Genomic DNA, 17988 nt, shown 5'->3' with positions numbered 1-17988 from the left:
AATTTACGTTAACTAAAGGAATCTTCGTTTTCTTGTGTTTTTATTCCGAATTTTAAATCCAAAGCAATTAAAGCAAAGCATTAAAATATTCTTGCTTTTTCTCCTTGCGAGCTTCGATGTCATAGCCATCGATTATAGTGTCGTGTATGTAAGACAACCGCGTTTAGGTGATAATGAGCACACACTGTGGCCGGAAGCCTTTAGCCCAGCCTCTGTTCCGCCCGGTTCAGATCTCATGTTACTCAAGCCAGATGGTAGTGAAGAAATATTAGTAGACGCTGGGTATGGCGCGGTAACCGATCCTTTTGTTTCATTTGATGGTAATTGGGTTTACTACAGTTTTTTTCCTGACTTAGTCAAAGATAATATTAATTCACAACAAAACAATTTATCTCGTTTAGGGGCAGATATTTATAAAATAAATATTGAGACTAGAGAGATAATAAGATTAACCCATCAAGAATTTACGCCAAATACTGGCAGTGGCAACTGGGATACCAATAATCCAGCAAACCCTGGTCCAGAATATAATGCCTTAGGTTATGGAATATTTAACTTAGGTCCAGCGCCAATTGCTGGTGGTAAAATTATTTTCACTAGTAATCGTAACGGCTTTAAACCGGCTAACGCTTACACAACGCTTAATCTGCAGCTCTTTGTCATGGATGAAGACGGTAAAAATGTCGAGTTAGTTTCTCCAATGACCCTCGGGTCCGCCTTGCACCCAACACCACTAACCGACGGTCGAGTAGTATTTAGCACTTACGAAAGTCAGGGTTTACGAGATTTGCGCTTATGGGGTTTGTGGGCAATACATCCTGATGGTCAAAATTGGGAGCCTATAGTGAGTGCTTTTGGACACGCAAGTGTCTTTCATTTTATGACCCAAATTAGTGATGGAAAATTTATCTTCGAAGACTACTACAACAGAAATAATTTTGGTTTTGGCACCCTTTATGCTTTACCAGATATGTCAGCGCCGAGTTATCCGCAATTTTTTAGTGCTAGTGCTGTACAAGCCCCCCCAATCCTACAAACAGTAAAAGGGAAGTTGCGTCCTTATCGACTCCCGTTTTCACCAAAAGGGATCTACGCAGTGACTCCTACTACAAGCTCCTCAGATAGTGCTGCGGTAGACGGACAAGGTAAGTATACTCACCCATCTGCAGCGCCTGATAACGACTTATTGGTCGTCTGGTCAGATGGTCCAGTCAACAGATTAAAACGACCTTGGCCGTTCCCTTCTGTTGATTCAGGTATTTACTTAATTGAAAAAAGCAATATTGTAAAAGATGCTAAAGAACTAATAAAAGTCAGAAATGATCCTGCCTACAACGAAGTCTGGCCGCGAGCGGTAGTTCCATATGAAGCTATTCACGGTATTAAAGAGCCTAAACAGTTAGCTTGGTTGCCAAATGATGGCAAGATTAACTCAAACCTCGCTAAAGGTTCGCCTTATGGACTTGTAGGCGCATCGAGTTTTTACAATCGAGAATCGTCGCCAGGTGCCACCAGACACGCAGCAAAATTGCCGTTTGATGGCTTAGATGAATTTAATACTAGAGGCAAAAGCAAAAGTAGCAATTGGGTATTACAAGGTGCAGATGCCGGTAAATATTCCAACGACGACATTTGGGCCGTTCGAATCATAGCTATGGAACCTTACAGCGATAAAAATTATGGTCCTGGTGGAAGTAATCATAGAAGTGAATTTTATATCAATCACGCTCGAGAGAGACTCAGGATTTTAGGAGAGATACCACTTCGAAAAATATCACCTGATGGCGCTGAATTGTTAGATTATACTGGAGATCCTGACACTAGCTTTTTAGCTAAAATACCAGCCGATGTCCCCTTTACTTTCCAAGCCCTAGACCGCAATGGCAGTGTACTAAATATGTCACAAACCTGGCATCAAGTAAGACCCGGAGAAGTACGAACAAATTGCGGAGGATGTCATGCTCATAGTCAGATTCCAGTAGATTTTGAAAACACTGCCGCGGCAAATAAAGAATACAAAGTGTGGGATTTAACCCAAAACACACCTTTAATAAGTCACTCAAATTCAGGCGAACCAAAGATAGTTTATGCTCAATCCCCCGCTGTCGATGTTGAGTTCTACAAAGATATACGTCCAATATTACAAAACAGTTGCGTGTCTTGCCATAAGGGGAGTGACGAGGAAGCCCCTGGAAGGCTGAGCTTAGATAACACTGAATTGCCTTCTAATTCCCTGATACCTAACGATTATGCAAGGCTCTGTGCAGATAAGGAGGCTAATTGGGGCTACCCGCCTGTTTTGTATGCTGGTAAGAATAAAAAACCTGGCTGGAATCAAACCAATGCCAGCCGTTATATCCGTATGTTTCAAAGCCGTCGAAGTTTATTAACATGGAAACTTTTAGGTAAACGAGTAGATGGATGGAGCAATACCGATCATCCAACAGAAACCGTGCTCGGTGACCCCTCTACGATTCCTGCTGGGGCAAACACGGGCTTGGTTGATATCGATTATACGGGCTCAATAATGCCCCCCCCTAACTCTAATGTTGCGCCACTAGATGACGCACAAAAACTCGCATTCATACGTTGGATTGATTTAGGCTGTCCTATTGATACCGCTAAAAATACTGACAAAGATGGTTTCGGTTGGTTTTTAGATGAAACTAGACCAACTCTCACTTTAACCTCACCAAAATCAAGTAAACAACAAGGACCATTGACCCGCATAATTATTGGCTTCGATGATTATTATTCAGGTATCGATCTAAAAAGCTTCTCGGTAACAGCCAATTTTGATGTAGATGATAAAGCAGCAAACACACAATTAAGTCAATTTTTCATAAACACCAGCCCCGGTGTTTATGAGTATGTACTAAAAACGCCCATAACCATGTTGCCAGAAGCTATGTTAGATGTTTCTATTAAAGATAAACAAGGCAATATTAATAAAATTGTTAGGACCTTTACGGTGAGCCCGATAAAAAACTAGATTGATAGGACAAATACTTGTCAGTTTAAGGATGAAACCCCAATAATGTCGTATTGGCCACGCGGCACTTGGTCAAACAAAGGTAAATCTCGGTTTACGATTTGATTTCCCAGCAGTGGAACCATCCAAGTGAGAGGCCGAATAGCTTCAGCTTGTTCAAATAAATGCTCAGCTTGCATATTGCTCGCGCTGAGCACATCGGGATGAATTTCGAGTAACACAACACAGTTTTGACATTGTTTAAGCAGGTGTTGCGCACCTCTAAACACTGCATCTTCTTGTCCCTCTACATCAATTTTAAGCACCACTAACAATGGTAACTCAATTTCATTTTGCGCAAACCAAGCATCGAGACTGGTAACAGCAGTATTACCTTCTTTAGTCAGGTCAATATGGCCTTCGTGATCGATAGTTGATGTTGTCGAATGATTAAAACTAGCTTTACCAACAAAATCAGATACCGCAGCATTAATAGCAAGGCTGGGTTTATTTATATTACTTAAATTGGTATGTAAAAGATTATACGACTGAGGGTTTGGTTCAAAGGCAATAATATTGAGTAACTTAGGGCAGTAGGCATTTGCCAAGGCACTTACAGTGCCAATGTCAGCACCAAGATCGATAAAAATAAACTCTTGCTCATACGCATTTATGATGTCAAAAAAAGGCACAAACTCATTCAAATAATAGTTTTGCGGACCAAATTCCAACCAAAAACACCACTCATCAACCGGTACCACAAACGCTTTTTTACCAAGTTGATGTTGAATAATGTGATCGCCAAATCTTTTTGAAAACCACTGGTAAAAACGATATTTTCCCGGCCAATCGTGCTGCTGTATTTTACATAATAAAGCATTAGTAAGCACGTTGAACCTGTTAAATTTTACCTTAGTCAGCATGGCTAAAATTCAAAACTCTGACTGAGAGAAGGCATAAGCTTTCCGATGTTTTTCTCAAATTCTTTGGTGTACGGATCAAGAGACATACGCTCTATAGATGACGAAATAGCTACAACACCACCACCACGATATTCACCCAACAAAACGCGATAAATCTCATAAAGCTTAGCCAGTTTTTGATCACCAAATATTTTGCCATCCACTACGTACCAGTAACTGAGTAAGCGTGTTTCATTTGCGCTTACCAGAGTCAGTAAGCTTATCTTAGCCTTTTCAGAAACTGAAATAGATGTAACAGATTCTTGCGTCCAACGTTCTTGCTGATAAAAACGATTTAATGAACTGATCAATTCACCCTGACCTGCAGGATACCAAGCTACAAAAATATCAAGCTCAAGAGGATCAACATTTATTATCAGTTTAGCTGCATCAAATGATTCAGGGAACAATGGCTCCCATGGACTTTGCTTGATCTTGTGCTGCTCTAATAACTCTGCACCCTCGAGTTTTAGTTGGATTTTCGTGGGTTCAGAAACAATTTCCAATTGATGTTGAATATTATTAAACCACCAGAGAAAAATTAAATAAACGATGCCTTGTATCGCAAAAAGCACTTTGATTTTATTCGTCTTGAGCGACTTAGTAATTTCGGGGTTTAGTGTATCTAACTTTTCTTCAACTATACCTTTTTCGCGCACTAACTCGCCAATGCCCAAAAGACAAATAAGAACAAACGCAAAGAAAAACCAACCGTAAATCAGGTGATCTGCGCCAACTGCGTATTCCATATTAGAGAGATAGGCAATAACTATTATGCCGAATACGCGAATGGCATTGGCTATGATAGGAAATAAAATCGAAATACTAACAAACAATATTCTGCGTTTTGTTGAGCGAATATTAAGGTAGGAATAAAGACTGCCAATCACTATGGAAGCAATAAGAAAGCTAATACCAGAGCATGCCTCAGCCACTAAAAACCGGCCATTGGGAATTTCAATATAAAGACCGCTGCGGTAAATCGGAATACTGGTCCAGTTGAGCATAACGACTGATAAATCAGCGGTAATTTCTTGTAAGTTGGGTACCAGTTCTTCACCAATTGGAATACAAAAAAGAATAAAAAATAAAGGAAACATCAGTTTGTAAGCAAGTTTATTGCCGATATAGGCCCAAATTGCTAAAGGTAGGAAACTAAAAGTAGCTATGTGCATAAACAATTGAAGTTGGCCGGCTAAGCCTATTGCATATAAAACCAAGCAACCAATGCACAGTGGTAATACCCAAAGATTAGGTAATATTTCATTAATCGATAGTTTATCTCGATTCATGTACATCAAAAAAAATGCACCTGGCAATACAAATAAACAATGATTAAAAACATCTGACTCTAGCCAGATGCTAACAGCCGTTGTGATGCCTTGCCAAAAAAGTAAACACCAAAATAATGTTAAGAAAAGCCCTGCTACAAAAACTTTATTGACCGACAATGTTTCATTCCTTGCGATAATTCATGCTTTACACCCGGCATTAACTAGGCCTTAGTTTTGTTTAGCATCGATATTGTATACGTCCTTCATGGTACCCCACGAGAAGTCTGTCAACAGGCGCTCTAGTTTTCCATAGGTTTTGTCAAGATTGACATAATGTCTAAATCTAGACTTTAAAGGAGCATTGTTCAGGCGAGGTTGCTCACTATCTATTTCCCATGGATGAAAATAAAATGAGTAAGGCTGTTTTTCTTTCTTAAGGTAACTGTTAACCAAAAGTTTGGTTAGACCATAAGGATAAAGTCTAAAATATCCACCACCACCGATGGGTGTTTGACGACCCAGTATTCTATGAGTTGGAATAGGGATCTCTATAATTCCTTCTTTGCGTTTATACGCAAATCGAGGCCAATCAGGTGTACCATAAAGGTCGTGTTTTACTGGATAGGTGCTCGAACTGTAACTAAAACCTAACTCAGCTAGGACCTCAAACGCCCATTCATTATTATAACCAATCGAAAAACTGGGTGCCCGGTAACCGGTCAGTTTTATGCCGAGTAAGTCTTCTAAGTGATCTTTAGATCGTCTTACATCGGTAGTAAATTCTTCTCGAGTTTGTTCGGTTGCCCGTCTATGAGCATAGCCGTGGCTGGCAATTTCATGACCTTGCTGATGTATATCTATGATAAGTTGAGGATAGCGCTCTGCAACCCAGCCCAAAACAAAAAACGTAGATTTAACCTTATGTTTTGCAAAAAGTTCTAACAATCTTTTGGTGTTAGCCTCAACTCTGGGTTGATAATCTTTCCATTGTTCTGGCGAAATGATCGATTCAAATGCTGAAACATGAAAAAAATCTTCCACATCAACCGTCATTGCATTGAGTACGGCATCTTTCATTGCTTATCGTCCTTTGCCAAATAAAACCACTTCAACCGTACGGATCAGTATGAGTATGTCTAACATCAAGCTCTGATGTTTGACGTAATAGAGATCGAATTTAAGTTTTTCCATCGAATCTTCAACGCTCGCACCATAGGGATAGTTAAGCTGCGCCCATCCTGCTAAACCTGGTTTAACATTATGCCTCTGATTGTAATAAGGTATTTCTCTTATAAGCTGCTCAACAAATTGGGGGCGCTCAGGTCTTGGCCCTATAAAAGACATTTCACCCCTAAAAATATTGAGAAGCTGTGGTAACTCGTCTATACGATACTTCCTGATAAACAGACCTATCTTGGTCACGCGCGAATCATTAGTCGTAGCCCATTTCGCACCGTCTTTTTCTGCGTCAGGTCGCATACTTCTAAATTTAATAATATTGAAGAGTTTTCCATTTAGTCCAACCCTTTCCTGCTTGTAAAAAATGGACGCCTTGGAATTACGCACATCTTCAAAAAATATAATAATGGCGGTTAACAACATAAAGGGCCATGCAATTAGAAGCACCAGAGAAGCAAGAATACAATTAACGCCGTAATCAAGGGCATCACGTAAGTAGTTTTGCGAGTTAAAGCCGTTTGAGTAAATAACCCAGCTTGGGTACATCAAATTCACAACTATCTGCCCTGTTTCACGTTCCATGAAGTCGAGTAAATCTGTGACTTCAACGCCTCTTAGGCGGCAATCAAACAAGATTTCAACAGGCAAAGTGCCGCGACGTTGGTCGCAGGCAATAACGACTTCATCAATGTCATTATCTGAAATGAAGTTTCTAAAGTTTTCATCAATTTTTACATGAATAAGTTTTTCATTTTGAATCCCTTCTTCGCGGTTATCACCTGGAATTGGAATAAACCCTAATAACTCAAAACCAACTCGGTCAACTTCGCGACGCATACGTTTTTCGATTATTGAAGCTCTCTCACCTGCGCCAATAACGATGATTTTAGTTTGGCCAAGTCCCAAAATTCCGAGTCTGTTGACAAAATAACGAAAAATCACAATGACTAAGATAGTAAGTCCGGCAAAAAAAGGTAAAAAATATTGATGGATTTCAAGTTGACTAATAAAGGTATTTCTTAATACTTCCATGACGAAATAAGCGAGGGCCACACTGACAAAAATACGACGAATAATACCTCTGAAGGTTTCTCTGAGTTTAGTTTCGTAAAGGCCAACTGACAATGCTGACACTACGACCAAAAACGTAAACAATCCAATAACAGTAAATAAATCAACTAAACCTAAGGGCGGAGAACTGTAAAATTGAGTCACTAATTCGAAGGATAAATACCCTACATAACTAACGAATATCGCCTCAAGCATCATTAAAATGTTTGAGCGACGAACTTCTTTGCGATTACCAAAACTCATTTACATCTTCCTCATGGGCTGTGCAAAATACACAGTGTTCGTTCATCTATGAGCATTGAACGTAAAATACTGACAAATTTTAAATATTAACAATATATTATTGTTGTAGAGCAAGTCTAAAACTTGTTACATTGTTGAACAACAAGTTTAAACACACGGAGTCGTAATTTACATGAAGACTAACAAAATAGCATTGTTCAAATTGTTTTTTTTACCTATTTTTATTCTTACAGGGTGTGCAAGTAGTGATGGTGTTTTACCAACAGCCACAACCTACCCCTCAATAACGACATCAGTTGATGATTATCAATATTTAATTGGTCCTGGGGATTCAGTATCAATATTTGTTTGGCGAAATCCAGATATTTCGGGGTCATTTATCGTAAGACCCGATGGTAAGGTAACCACCTCACTCGTTGAAGATGTGCCAGTGTCAGGAAAAACACCTACAATGTTGGCTCGCGAAATCGAACAACAACTTTCAAAGTATATAAACAATCCTAGAGTTACAGTGAGTGTGAACGGATTTAACGGGCCACTCAGTGAACAAGTTAGGGTTATCGGTGAAGCTACTAACCCTCGAGCCATCAACTATGTTGAAAAAATGACCATGTTAGATTTAATGATCGCAGTGGGTGGATTAACAGATTTTGCGGCAGGTAACAAAGCTAAATTGGTTAGGACTATTGATGGCAAACAAAAGACTTACACTGTAAAAATAGATGACCTGATTAGAGAAGGCGACATATTACAAAATATCGATATTCTTCCCGGTGATATTCTGATTATCCCTGAAGCTTGGTTCTAGAAACGCTATAATACGGAAAATTACTTAAATGCAGGATTTACAACAAACAATTGAACAGATTATCGATTATCTAAAGGGAGTTTGGATAAAAAAGCGGTATGTTATGATTTGCTCGTGGTTAATTTGTCCAATCGGTTTTATTTATGTCGCATCTATGCCTGACGTATATAAATCCGAAGCAAGGGTTTTTGTTGATACCCGTTCGGTTTTACAGCCATTATTAAGAGGACTCGCTATTCAATCAAACCCTCAACAAGAAATTGCAATGATGGTTAAGACTCTTCTTAGTCGATCTAATTTGGAGATCATAGCGCGCGAAGCTGATTTGGATATTACCGCTAAGAGCGCTGCAGAATACGAAAATCTAATAGCTTCTTTAGGTAACAACATCCAACTTAAATCTGCAGGTAGAGACAATATTTATACCATATCTTATTTCAATCCAAACGCAGAAATGGCTAAGACTATTGTACAAGAAACTTTAGATTTATTTGTTGAGGGTACGCATGGAAATAGTCGTAAGGACTCAGACTCTGCGACACAATTTATTGAAGAGCAAATAGATGAATACGAGACCAGGTTAGTTGCAGCTGAGCAACGGGTAGCTGACTTCAAAAGAAAATATGCCGATATGTTACCCAATCAAGGTTCTTTCTTACAGAATTATAATCAGCTAGAAAAGGAATTGGAAAACACTAAACTAACGATTAAAGAAACTGAACAACAAATGAAAACCTTAATTGGTGAAGCGAATGGTTCTAGAGCTGAGGGTGATCAATTCTCTGTAAGGCCTTCTAACTCAAAGTTTGCGCTAACGACGCGCTATGACACCAGAATAGAGAGTTTAGAAGCTAACTTAGATCAGTTAATGCTTAAATACACCAAGTTTCATCCGGATGTCATTGAAGCAAATAATCTCCTGCAGTCGTTAAAAGAACTACGAGAAAAAGAAATCGAAGAGTATTACTCTTCAAATGAAAATAATGAAAATGGCGCACCAGCAGGTTCAATTTCTAGCGAGTTAAAATTAGAAGCCACTCGTTTGCAGGGACAAATCGCTTCATTGAAAGTACGACAGGCAGACTACGAATCTAAGATCAATGCTATCAAACAAAAAATAGATTTAGTTCCGCAGATAGAAGCCGAATCAACAGCCCTGAATCGTGACTACGGAATAACTAAGAAGAAATATGAAGAGTTATTGACAAGAAAGGAATCAAATGAACTATCTAAGAAAGCAGAAGTATCCTCAGATGATGTTAAATTTAGAGTGATAGACCCACCGCTGGCTCCCCAAAAACCGAGTGGTCCTAATAGGCTTATTGGATATATTGCAGTGTTACTCATAGGATTTTCTTCTGGTTTAGCCATTGCTTTTTTAATCAGCCAAATCAACCCGATATTACTCAGAGCTAATCAATTAACATCCCTAACTTCCTACCCTGTGTTTGGCATAGTGAGTCATTTAAATACACAAGAAATTCGCAAAAGTAATAGGAATAGGCTCTTGGTATTTATTGCTTCAAGTGGAGTGATTTTATTCACTTTTGCGGCGTTAGTTGGTTTTGAACTGCTTCATATTAATGTATATGCGAGGATTTTTTCATGAATTCTATTGAGAAAGCATTATTGAAACAGCAGAATAGTCAGGCTAATAAAGAGCCCGAAATTGTGAAAACGCCATTGCCGGATAGCACCATTGAACGCGCAGAGCATTTATCCGCAAAGGCTGAAGCAGTTAAACCTGAATCTATGGCAGCTAATTTTATTGAAATAGACTTAAACAAATTGAGTGCTAAAGGTTTTGTGTCAACTACTACAAGTAGACAACTAATTAATGAAGAATATAGAGCGATAAAACGTAAAATTATTGACAACGCGTTTGGACCTTTATCTAAATCATTGACGAACAGCAATATAATAATGGTTACAAGTTCTCGAGCTGGTGAAGGTAAAACATTTACCGCAATTAATTTGGCACTCAGTATTGCTCTTGAGCAAGATAAAACTGTATTACTTGTTGATGCGGATGTATTAAGGCCAAACGTAATGCGCACTTTAGAACTAAAAAATGAAATAGGTTTGATGGAGTTTTTGCTAGGTGAAAAAAACAACTTGGCCGAAATACTTTGTAAAACGAATATACCTAACTTGCGCATTATATCGGCTGGGAAATCTCACCATTTATCGACCGAGTTATTAGCAAGTGAAAGGATGTATCAAGCAGTAGAAGAAATGGCAAATCGATATTCAGATCGTATTGTCATTGTTGACACACCGCCACTACTAGGCATTAATGAAACAGCTATTCTTGCTAATCTCGCCGGTCAAGCTATTGTGGTGACGGAAGAGAATAAATCAAAAATGAATGATATCCAAAAAGCTATCAGTCAATTGAACCCAGAAATGGCCATTGGTTTCGTGGTCAATAAATCACAACAATCTAATAGCGATGGTACTGGTTATGGATATTATTATGCGGGAGCTCGTTAGTGTCTTTGGCAGATTCGTATTTTAAATTAATTCCTCGAGCTATCATTGCAACGACACTTTTAGTGCCTCATACGCTAATTGCAGGCGAATTAACGTTTAATAAGGCTCTAAATACCAAAGGGATAGTTTATGAAACCAAAAGAGATAACGAAGAAAACCAAGAGGGATACGCACTTACTGTGAATCCTTCCTTAGTTTCCATTTTTCAAAGTAAGGGGGGTTATGGTGACTTTACCATTAATCACACAAAAGTAGAGCAAGGTGGTTATGATGAAGCGTACGATAGAAGCTACACTGATTATAATTTAAACTCCACCGCAACTTTAATCGAAAATATGCTCAGGTTGTCAGTCAATGCTAGCCAAGGTTATCGAGCAGGAAGTCAGTTAGATGGATTTGTTACAGACAGACTTCTATCTGCCAATGAGCTATCCAAAACTAAGAAACATACTGGACTGCTTAACTTTACAACCCCAAATCCAAGTTTTGTAGGTGTTAATTGGCAGGCACTTTATTCTAAAACATCGGCAGATAACTCAATTAACGATGGTTCGGCTTTGAGCTCTGATAATAAAGGTCTTACACTAAGTTTGTATAATGGTAGAAATTTACAACGTATTAGTTTTAATTTTGGCGCTCAATACAATGATACAACACGCAGAAATAATCAAAACTTTGAATCTCAGATAATAAATGGAAACATAAGATTTGGTTTATTCGAAGATTTAAGCTTTGTGCTGTTAGGTAGTGATTCTGCTTATAATATCTCATCAGAAAACGCTAGTGCAAATCGAAGAAACATCGATACCACTAGTTATGGTGCCGGTTTGAGGTGGTCTCCAAGCAACGCAAGGTACATAGAGTTATCTTATAATAAGCTTGAACAAGATTTACAAGAAACCAAGTATTTAGGCTTGAGTTCTAGCTGGGCCTTTACCGAACGAACTAGACTTGGTTTAGAATACGGCAAGCGTTTTTATGGTGATGCTTATAGCGCTAATTTAAGCTATAATTTAAAGTCTTTTCGTAGTTCAATGTCATACAGTGAGGACGTTACTTCCTATTCTAGACTCAGCTTTTCAGAAGTTTCCCTTGGCTTATTCGTTTGTCCCGTCGGTTCAATAGAATTCTTTGAATGTTTTCAACCTAATGACTTAAGCTATGTTCTTGAACCAGGAGAAGAGTTTAGAAGTTATAACGATATTACGTCTGATATAACAGATGAAGTAATTTTAAATAAAGTAGGGCAAATTGCCTTAGGCTATGACAAGAAAAAACTTAAATTATCTTTGAATTATCGTTATGCAAACACCGAATATTTAGAGTCTCAACGCTTACAAAAAAACAAAACGCTTTCAGTTAATGCAAGTTACCAGTTGGCAAAGTCTACTACTCTGTCCTTAACCACAAACTTATCGAAAAGAAATCGTGACTCTGAGAATGCAATTGGCAACGAGGATACTTTAACGATAACCCTTGGTTTAAATAGAAACGTAAGTAAAAGGACTTCTATTAGTTCTTCCTTTCGATATTTAGATAGAGACTCTGACAGCAGTGAGCGCAACATAACCGATAACCGTCTAACAGTGGGCCTCAACTACACCTTCTAGTTCATTATTTCTCATTTAAATGGCGATCACGTTTAAACAAGGTCGCCAATTCCTCCCTACCCTGTTTACTGGTTTTGATTAAGTCATCCATACTCATCTGTTCATGAACTGTTTTATCTAGCAGGGTTTTGTCATGTTTGGCAAAGATATCCACCATCTCTCTTACTTGCTCGTCACTAAAACCATATTCTGTCAACAACATGCTGGCGGCTTCAAGCCCACCAGCAAATAACTCACGCACATAGTGGTTAACGCCAATTTCAGCATAACGTCTGGCGGCAAAACGATTTCTAGCCCGAGCAATAATACGCACATGTGGAAAGTTATGATGAACTAATTCAGCGATCTTTAAGCCTTCATCTTCACCATCTACGGCAATCAGCAAAATTTTAGCTTGCTCTATACCTGCGGTTTCTAATAAGTCTAAGCGGCAGGCATCACCATAAAACACTTTATTACCAAACTGCTTTACAAACTCAATATGCTTGGCGTCTTTGTCTAAGGCGGTAAAGGGAATATTGTTGGCAGCCAATATGCGACCGCTGACCTGTCCAAAACGGCCAAAACCGGCAATAATCACTTGAGGTTCACTTTCATCACTGTGACTGTCATACACCGCAGGGCAATTTTTACTGGTAAACCAAAGACTATGTAATATGACCAAAGGAGCAGTAAGCGCCATTGAGATACCAACAATAAGGGTAACTTGGGCTGCCACCTCAGTGGGCAATATACCGTTACTGGCAGCTTGAGCCATGACGACAAAGGCAAACTCGCCACCTTGGGACAACATCAGTCCAATCCGCATGGCATCAGTCGTGAGTTGTTTGTTGGCTTTTAAAATAGCAAAAATAATTGTCGTTTTTATCAAGACCAAAATAACGCTGGCACAGATAATAAATAGCGGTTCAGAGACTAGTAGGCTTAAATCCAAATTCATGCCAATGGCTATAAAAAACAATCCTAATAGCAAACCTTTAAAGGGCTCTATTTCGGTTTCTAATTGATGCCTGAAAGTCGAGTTGGCTAGAAGTATTCCGGCGATGAAAGCACCCATCCCCATCGACAAGCCAGCCTCTTCCATACCTAAGGCCGTTGCAATAACAATTAACAGTGCCGCCGCAGTCATCACTTCGGCGCTACCATAGGAGGAGATTAGGCCTAAAAATGGATTAATTAAAAAACGTCCGATAACCAATATACCTGCTACCGCCAGAATACTCACCCACCACTCGGGTCCGCCAGTAATATTAGTCGTCGACACGCTTTCTACTAAGAGCAAAATGGGGATAACGGCGAGATCTTGCATCAATAAGATGGAAAAACCTTGTTGGCCCGGTGGCGACTTGAGTATTTTATGCTCAGTCATTAGTTGTATTGCAAATGCGGTTGAAGACAAACCTAATGACAAGCCGATAATGCTAGAAATAACGAAACTAAAACCTAATAAGAAATACAAAATTGCGCCAATAATTAAGGCACTAACAATTAATTGCCCACCACCGGAAAAGATAATTTGTTTATGCATTTTCCACAATTTTTCGGGGGCGAGTTCTAAACCGATCAGAAACAGCAATAACACCACACCTAATTCAGCAACATGTAAGATCGTTTGAGGGTCGTTTACCCAATCCATGACCTGCGGCCCGATGACCAACCCCGCCACCAAATAACCCAGTATGGCGCCTAATTTTAACTTTTTAAAAATAGGCACTGCCACCACAGTGGCGACCAAAAATACCAACCCTAAACCAAGACCTGTCATCGACTTTCTACTATTCCATTGTTTGCTGAAAATAGCATATCAGAATTATGTAAATGGCATAACTAACAAGTGGTCCGAGACATTTTCAAAACGCTGCTATACTTAAGGTTTTCGGTCTTATGCCAATCAATCAAACTTTTTTGGAGAAGCATCATGCAAAGACATTATTATATTAGCGACGATTTAGATGAATTAGAGCGTTTAGAAAGTGAGTTGCAAAAACAAGGTATCAAGACGCCACAATTTCATGTACTCAGTGAAAATGATGCCGAAGTAGAAAAGCATCACTTACATGCCATAGAGCCTGTATTGAAAAAAGATGTGGTGCGCTCAACCCAAATAGGCGCGCTATTTGGCCTTTTCGGTGCAAGTATACTTTTGGCGGTTGCCTTTTTAATGCAGTGGCACCTAAGTGCGGTTGGTTGGGTACCTTTTTTATTCTCCGCCTTTGTCGTATTGGGTTTTTGCACATGGCAAGGTGGATTAATTGGTATCCAATTACCCAACCATCAATTTAAACAATTTCAAGAGCTGCTGAGTAAAGGTAAACATGTTTTTTTTGTAGATATAAGTCAGGAGCAACAATCCATTTTAGACGCCATCATTACTCGTCACCCAAAACTGCTTTTTGCTGGCACCGGCAAAGCAACCCCAGGCTGGGTAGTCAAAAGCCAAGATCGATTTAGTCATCTGATGAAAGTCATGCCTTAGACTCTTAAATACCTGAGCGGCAAGTAAAACTTGCTGCTCCACGTTTTTTACTTACTCCAAAAATCTATTGGCCAGTTTTAATGCAAGCTTGTCTTGGCATTTGCCCTGCGCCATCGCACAATACCCTCCCGATTAAAACCATCAGCCGAATACCATGGAATACAGTGCTCTTTTTCTGTTTACTCTTGCCACCAGCATTACCCCTGGCCCCAATAATTTGATGATCATGAGTTCTGGGGTTAATTATGGTTTTCGCCGCAGTCTCCCGCATTTATTAGGCATTGATATTGGTTTTACTTTGATGATTATTGCCGTTGGTTTAGGCGTAAGTCAGCTTTTTGTGCAAGTGCCTGCTTTATTAATTTGGCTCAAACTAGCTGGGATTATTTATCTCACTTATTTGGCCTATCGCATCGCAACGAGTCAAACGACACCATTGGTAGCGGATACGTCGAATATAATACAAGGGAAGCCTCTGAGCTTCATACAAGCGGCACTTTTTCAATGGGTTAACCCCAAGGCATGGATCATGATTATTGGCGCTATTGTGACCTACACAGTGGCAGATATAAGTTATCTCTTGCAGGTGTCTATCATCGCTATGTTTTTCTTGGCTTTTGGCACACCTTGCACCTTTTTGTGGCTTGGTTTTGGTACAGCCTTAAAGCGTTATTTAGCCAGTCCGCGCCATCTGAGAATTTTCAATATTGTGATGGCAACCTTGTTGTTATTATCTTTGGTGCCAGTGGTGACAGAACTATTTGATATGGCGACGGCCTGAGTGAATGCTGGCTTATTTGTAGCAAATCAAGGGCATATTCAAGGCAACAAATACTTGCTGCATCACAGCTAGTTTGTGTTGAAGCACGCACTCCAATACCCCCTGCCAAGCAATATTTTGGCGCTGCGCTATATAAGTAACGGAACTATGTTGGCGTAAAAAGACCGCAGATTGTGAGTAAGCAAGTAAAAGCTTATTAATATCGTCGATACTCGGTGCTAATACCCCTATCACTCGTTCGGTGGTAAGTGCTATTTCTAGACCTTTAGGGTCGAGATCAGCAAACATGATGACCGCAATATTGTTGGGTAGGGTTGCCAATAACAACTTAAGGCCTTTGGCTGTGGCATGCTCATGACCACGGTAAACGATTAAACTTGACGGTATGCTGTGTTGCAAATTGATCTTGTGCCACACATCAAATACATCGAGATTCTCCACAATAATAATCGAAGCGAACTGACTAAAGTCGATATCATCAACTGCAAGGCGCAAACTCGTGCCTTGGGGCAAGTGAAATGTGTCGCCCGCAATAATCAAAGGCGTATTGTGGCTTTTAACCAGTACATGATGATCACTCGGCTTTATATCTGCCAATTTTTCATTATTGATGTATTGGCTAATGGCAATTCTGTCTTGCTCGCTGGGCAAGCCTGCACGCATATTCAATCGCGGATAGCTCAACTCAATTTCGCTGCGTAATTGCTCTTTACTCGCTGCGTCAAACACAAAGCCTTTACCATTGTGATACAAATCAAAATTCTGCTCTAGCCACTGCTTTAGCTTGCCTTTACTGCTCAGTAATAACTTGGACTCATCACGAAAAAAGCGACTTAATGCAGTTATTTCTGATTTACCCAGTTCCATTGCTATTACCGTAACCCCAGTTCCACATCACGAATAATGTAGTTGCCTGAATAGATTGGATGAACCTCGCCATTAGTGTCTAAGGCGAAGTAACTTTGCTCTTCTAAGGTTAAACCCTGGTAACCGCCGACCACTTGGTAAATCCATACTTCTGGATCAAATTCCAGCTCGTGTTGTTGGTGATAATCGAGGGCAGTCAAACGTTCACCACTGTCGATTACCTGACAAAAATAAGCCTCTACCGCTAGTCTTAGTTTGTCTTCGGCAAATTGTGCAGCGCTTTGTTGTTCCACATTAATTTTTTGCGCAGCACGTTCTGGTTGATTGGCCGTATTGGAGCGATTAAAGGCTTTTATCGCACCTACTAATTGTTGTAAATCTTGCTCATGTTCAATGCGATGCACATCCACTGCCGCCGGTTTAATTAGGGCCGCAGCTTGGTTAAATAACATCGGCACTTGGCTAAGTTGACTGTAATTGACTGGCCTAAAGTCGGGCTTTTGTTCCATGTGCAATAGAAAGCCTTTGAGTAACTGGGTGCGGCCTTTAAATTCACGAAAACGCCCGATTAACTCGAGTAAGCGCGCTTGCACGATCGACAACTCTTGGATCACTTTTGAAAAACTGTGCTGTAAGATCACCACTAGCAAATGACGAAGCTCACGATTACTGCCAGCCAGTTCACTTAATTCATCAAAACGAAACATTTCAAGTTGATTAAGCAATTCACTCACTTGGCTTTGCGCTAACTCGTTTTCACGAATTTTTGCATCGATAGACGATACATAACCAAATTCATTGTTAATCCGGCTAAACAATAAACGCACACTATTTGATAAGGACTCCGTTAAGGCATAAACGTGTTCGCTTAAGTCGGATAAATGCGCATCAACTTCAGCATAGCGGTTATGATACAGGGCTTCTTTGTAGTGCTGAGCCAAGGTTTTTAAGCTGGCCAGCGCCGAACCTATATTGGCATCAATTTGACGATTGCGTTCATCATGTAAACTGCCTTCTAATAGATTGCGCACGGCACTTTTTAAACGCAGTTGTGTATCTGACTCTGGCCGCCACAAGATACCCAGTTGACAAAGGCCTTCTATGACTTTCGGGCTATATTTACTCTCATCCAAGGTGCCTGACAAATACACCTGCATAATCATCTCAGCATGGCGACTAAGGGCATTAAGTAGCTTAACGCCCGCTTGTTGCAAATGTTGGTTCATAGGCCAAAACTCCTCAGCTTACTTAGC

14 protein-coding genes are annotated in these 17988 nt (G+C 39.8%); 7 read left to right on the top strand and 7 right to left on the bottom strand.

Going from position 1 to position 17988, the window contains the following annotated elements:
- Positions 1 to 91: 91 nt before the first annotated feature.
- Positions 92 to 2992 carry a hypothetical protein gene (locus ABKW31_RS01560; RefSeq protein ID WP_348614410.1) on the top strand — a complete coding sequence of 967 codons (2901 nt, stop codon included), beginning with the start codon at positions 92 to 94 and terminating at the stop codon, positions 2990 to 2992.
- A gap of 20 nt (positions 2993 to 3012) precedes the next feature.
- Here the strand turns inward: ABKW31_RS01560 and ABKW31_RS01555 are convergent, their stop codons facing one another.
- Genes ABKW31_RS01555 through ABKW31_RS01540 form a run of 4 tightly spaced genes read right to left on the bottom strand, consistent with a single transcriptional unit; the run spans position 3013 to position 7700 of the window.
- Positions 3013 to 3861: an FkbM family methyltransferase gene (locus ABKW31_RS01555; protein ID WP_348614407.1), complete on the bottom strand. Its 849-nt coding sequence runs from the start codon at positions 3859 to 3861 to the stop codon at positions 3013 to 3015.
- A gap of 35 nt (positions 3862 to 3896) precedes the next feature.
- Positions 3897 to 5384, bottom strand: a complete 1488-nt coding sequence (gene xrtA / locus ABKW31_RS01550) for an exosortase A (protein ID WP_348614404.1) — start codon at positions 5382 to 5384, stop codon at positions 3897 to 3899.
- Between the two features lie 51 nt (positions 5385 to 5435).
- The gene (locus ABKW31_RS01545; RefSeq protein WP_348614402.1) at positions 5436 to 6284 is read right to left on the bottom strand and encodes an XrtA system polysaccharide deacetylase; all 849 of its coding nucleotides are present in this window, start codon (positions 6282 to 6284) and stop codon (positions 5436 to 5438) included.
- Positions 6285 to 6287: 3 nt separating this feature from the next.
- Positions 6288 to 7700, bottom strand: coding sequence for a TIGR03013 family XrtA/PEP-CTERM system glycosyltransferase (locus ABKW31_RS01540; protein WP_348614401.1), 1413 nt, complete (start codon positions 7698 to 7700; stop codon positions 6288 to 6290).
- A 172-nt stretch (positions 7701 to 7872) separates the two neighbouring features.
- Between ABKW31_RS01540 and ABKW31_RS01535 the strand changes: the two genes are divergently transcribed.
- Genes ABKW31_RS01535 through ABKW31_RS01520 form a run of 4 tightly spaced genes read left to right on the top strand, consistent with a single transcriptional unit; the run spans position 7873 to position 12611 of the window.
- Complete coding sequence (locus ABKW31_RS01535; RefSeq protein WP_348614400.1) at positions 7873 to 8508, top strand: XrtA/PEP-CTERM system exopolysaccharide export protein; 636 nt, start codon at positions 7873 to 7875, stop codon at positions 8506 to 8508.
- Positions 8509 to 8536: 28 nt separating this feature from the next.
- Entirely contained in the window at positions 8537 to 10117 is a 1581-nt protein-coding gene (locus tag ABKW31_RS01530) for an XrtA system polysaccharide chain length determinant (RefSeq protein WP_348614398.1), read from the top strand.
- Positions 10114 to 11001, top strand: a complete 888-nt coding sequence (locus tag ABKW31_RS01525) for an XrtA-associated tyrosine autokinase (RefSeq protein ID WP_348614397.1) — start codon at positions 10114 to 10116, stop codon at positions 10999 to 11001. Before ABKW31_RS01530 ends, ABKW31_RS01525 begins: the two co-directional genes overlap by 4 nt.
- Entirely contained in the window at positions 11001 to 12611 is a 1611-nt protein-coding gene (locus ABKW31_RS01520) for a TIGR03016 family PEP-CTERM system-associated outer membrane protein (protein WP_348614396.1), read from the top strand. The genes ABKW31_RS01525 and ABKW31_RS01520 overlap by 1 nt, the downstream gene beginning before the upstream one ends.
- 4 nt (positions 12612 to 12615) lie before the next feature.
- Here ABKW31_RS01520 and ABKW31_RS01515 read toward each other — a convergent pair whose 3' ends face one another.
- Positions 12616 to 14376, bottom strand: coding sequence for a monovalent cation:proton antiporter-2 (CPA2) family protein (locus tag ABKW31_RS01515; protein WP_348614395.1), 1761 nt, complete (start codon positions 14374 to 14376; stop codon positions 12616 to 12618).
- Positions 14377 to 14529: 153 nt separating this feature from the next.
- On the opposite strand from ABKW31_RS01515, the gene ABKW31_RS01510 reads away from it, so the two are divergent.
- Together ABKW31_RS01510 and ABKW31_RS01505 are read left to right on the top strand one after the other, a co-directional pair.
- Positions 14530 to 15087 (top strand): NAD/FAD-utilizing enzyme, encoded by a 558-nt coding sequence (locus tag ABKW31_RS01510; protein ID WP_348614394.1) that lies wholly within the window; start codon positions 14530 to 14532, stop codon positions 15085 to 15087.
- A 154-nt stretch (positions 15088 to 15241) separates the two neighbouring features.
- A complete protein-coding gene (locus ABKW31_RS01505) occupies positions 15242 to 15868 on the top strand; it encodes a LysE family translocator (protein ID WP_348614393.1) in 627 nt (208 codons plus the stop codon).
- 12 nt (positions 15869 to 15880) lie between these two features.
- Here ABKW31_RS01505 and ABKW31_RS01500 read toward each other — a convergent pair whose 3' ends face one another.
- Positions 15881 to 16735 carry a hypothetical protein gene (locus tag ABKW31_RS01500; protein ID WP_348614391.1) on the bottom strand — a complete coding sequence of 285 codons (855 nt, stop codon included), beginning with the start codon at positions 16733 to 16735 and terminating at the stop codon, positions 15881 to 15883.
- Between the two features lie 5 nt (positions 16736 to 16740).
- Positions 16741 to 17961, bottom strand: a complete 1221-nt coding sequence (locus ABKW31_RS01495) for a phosphoenolpyruvate carboxylase (protein ID WP_348614389.1) — start codon at positions 17959 to 17961, stop codon at positions 16741 to 16743.
- Positions 17962 to 17988: the final 27 nt, after the last annotated feature.

Source organism: Paraglaciecola sp. 25GB23A, assembly GCF_040012495.1.
Lineage (GTDB): Bacteria > Pseudomonadota > Gammaproteobacteria > Enterobacterales > Alteromonadaceae > Paraglaciecola.
Note: the sequence above shows the minus strand (reverse complement) of the source record. Positions and strands in the feature narration are given on the sequence as shown.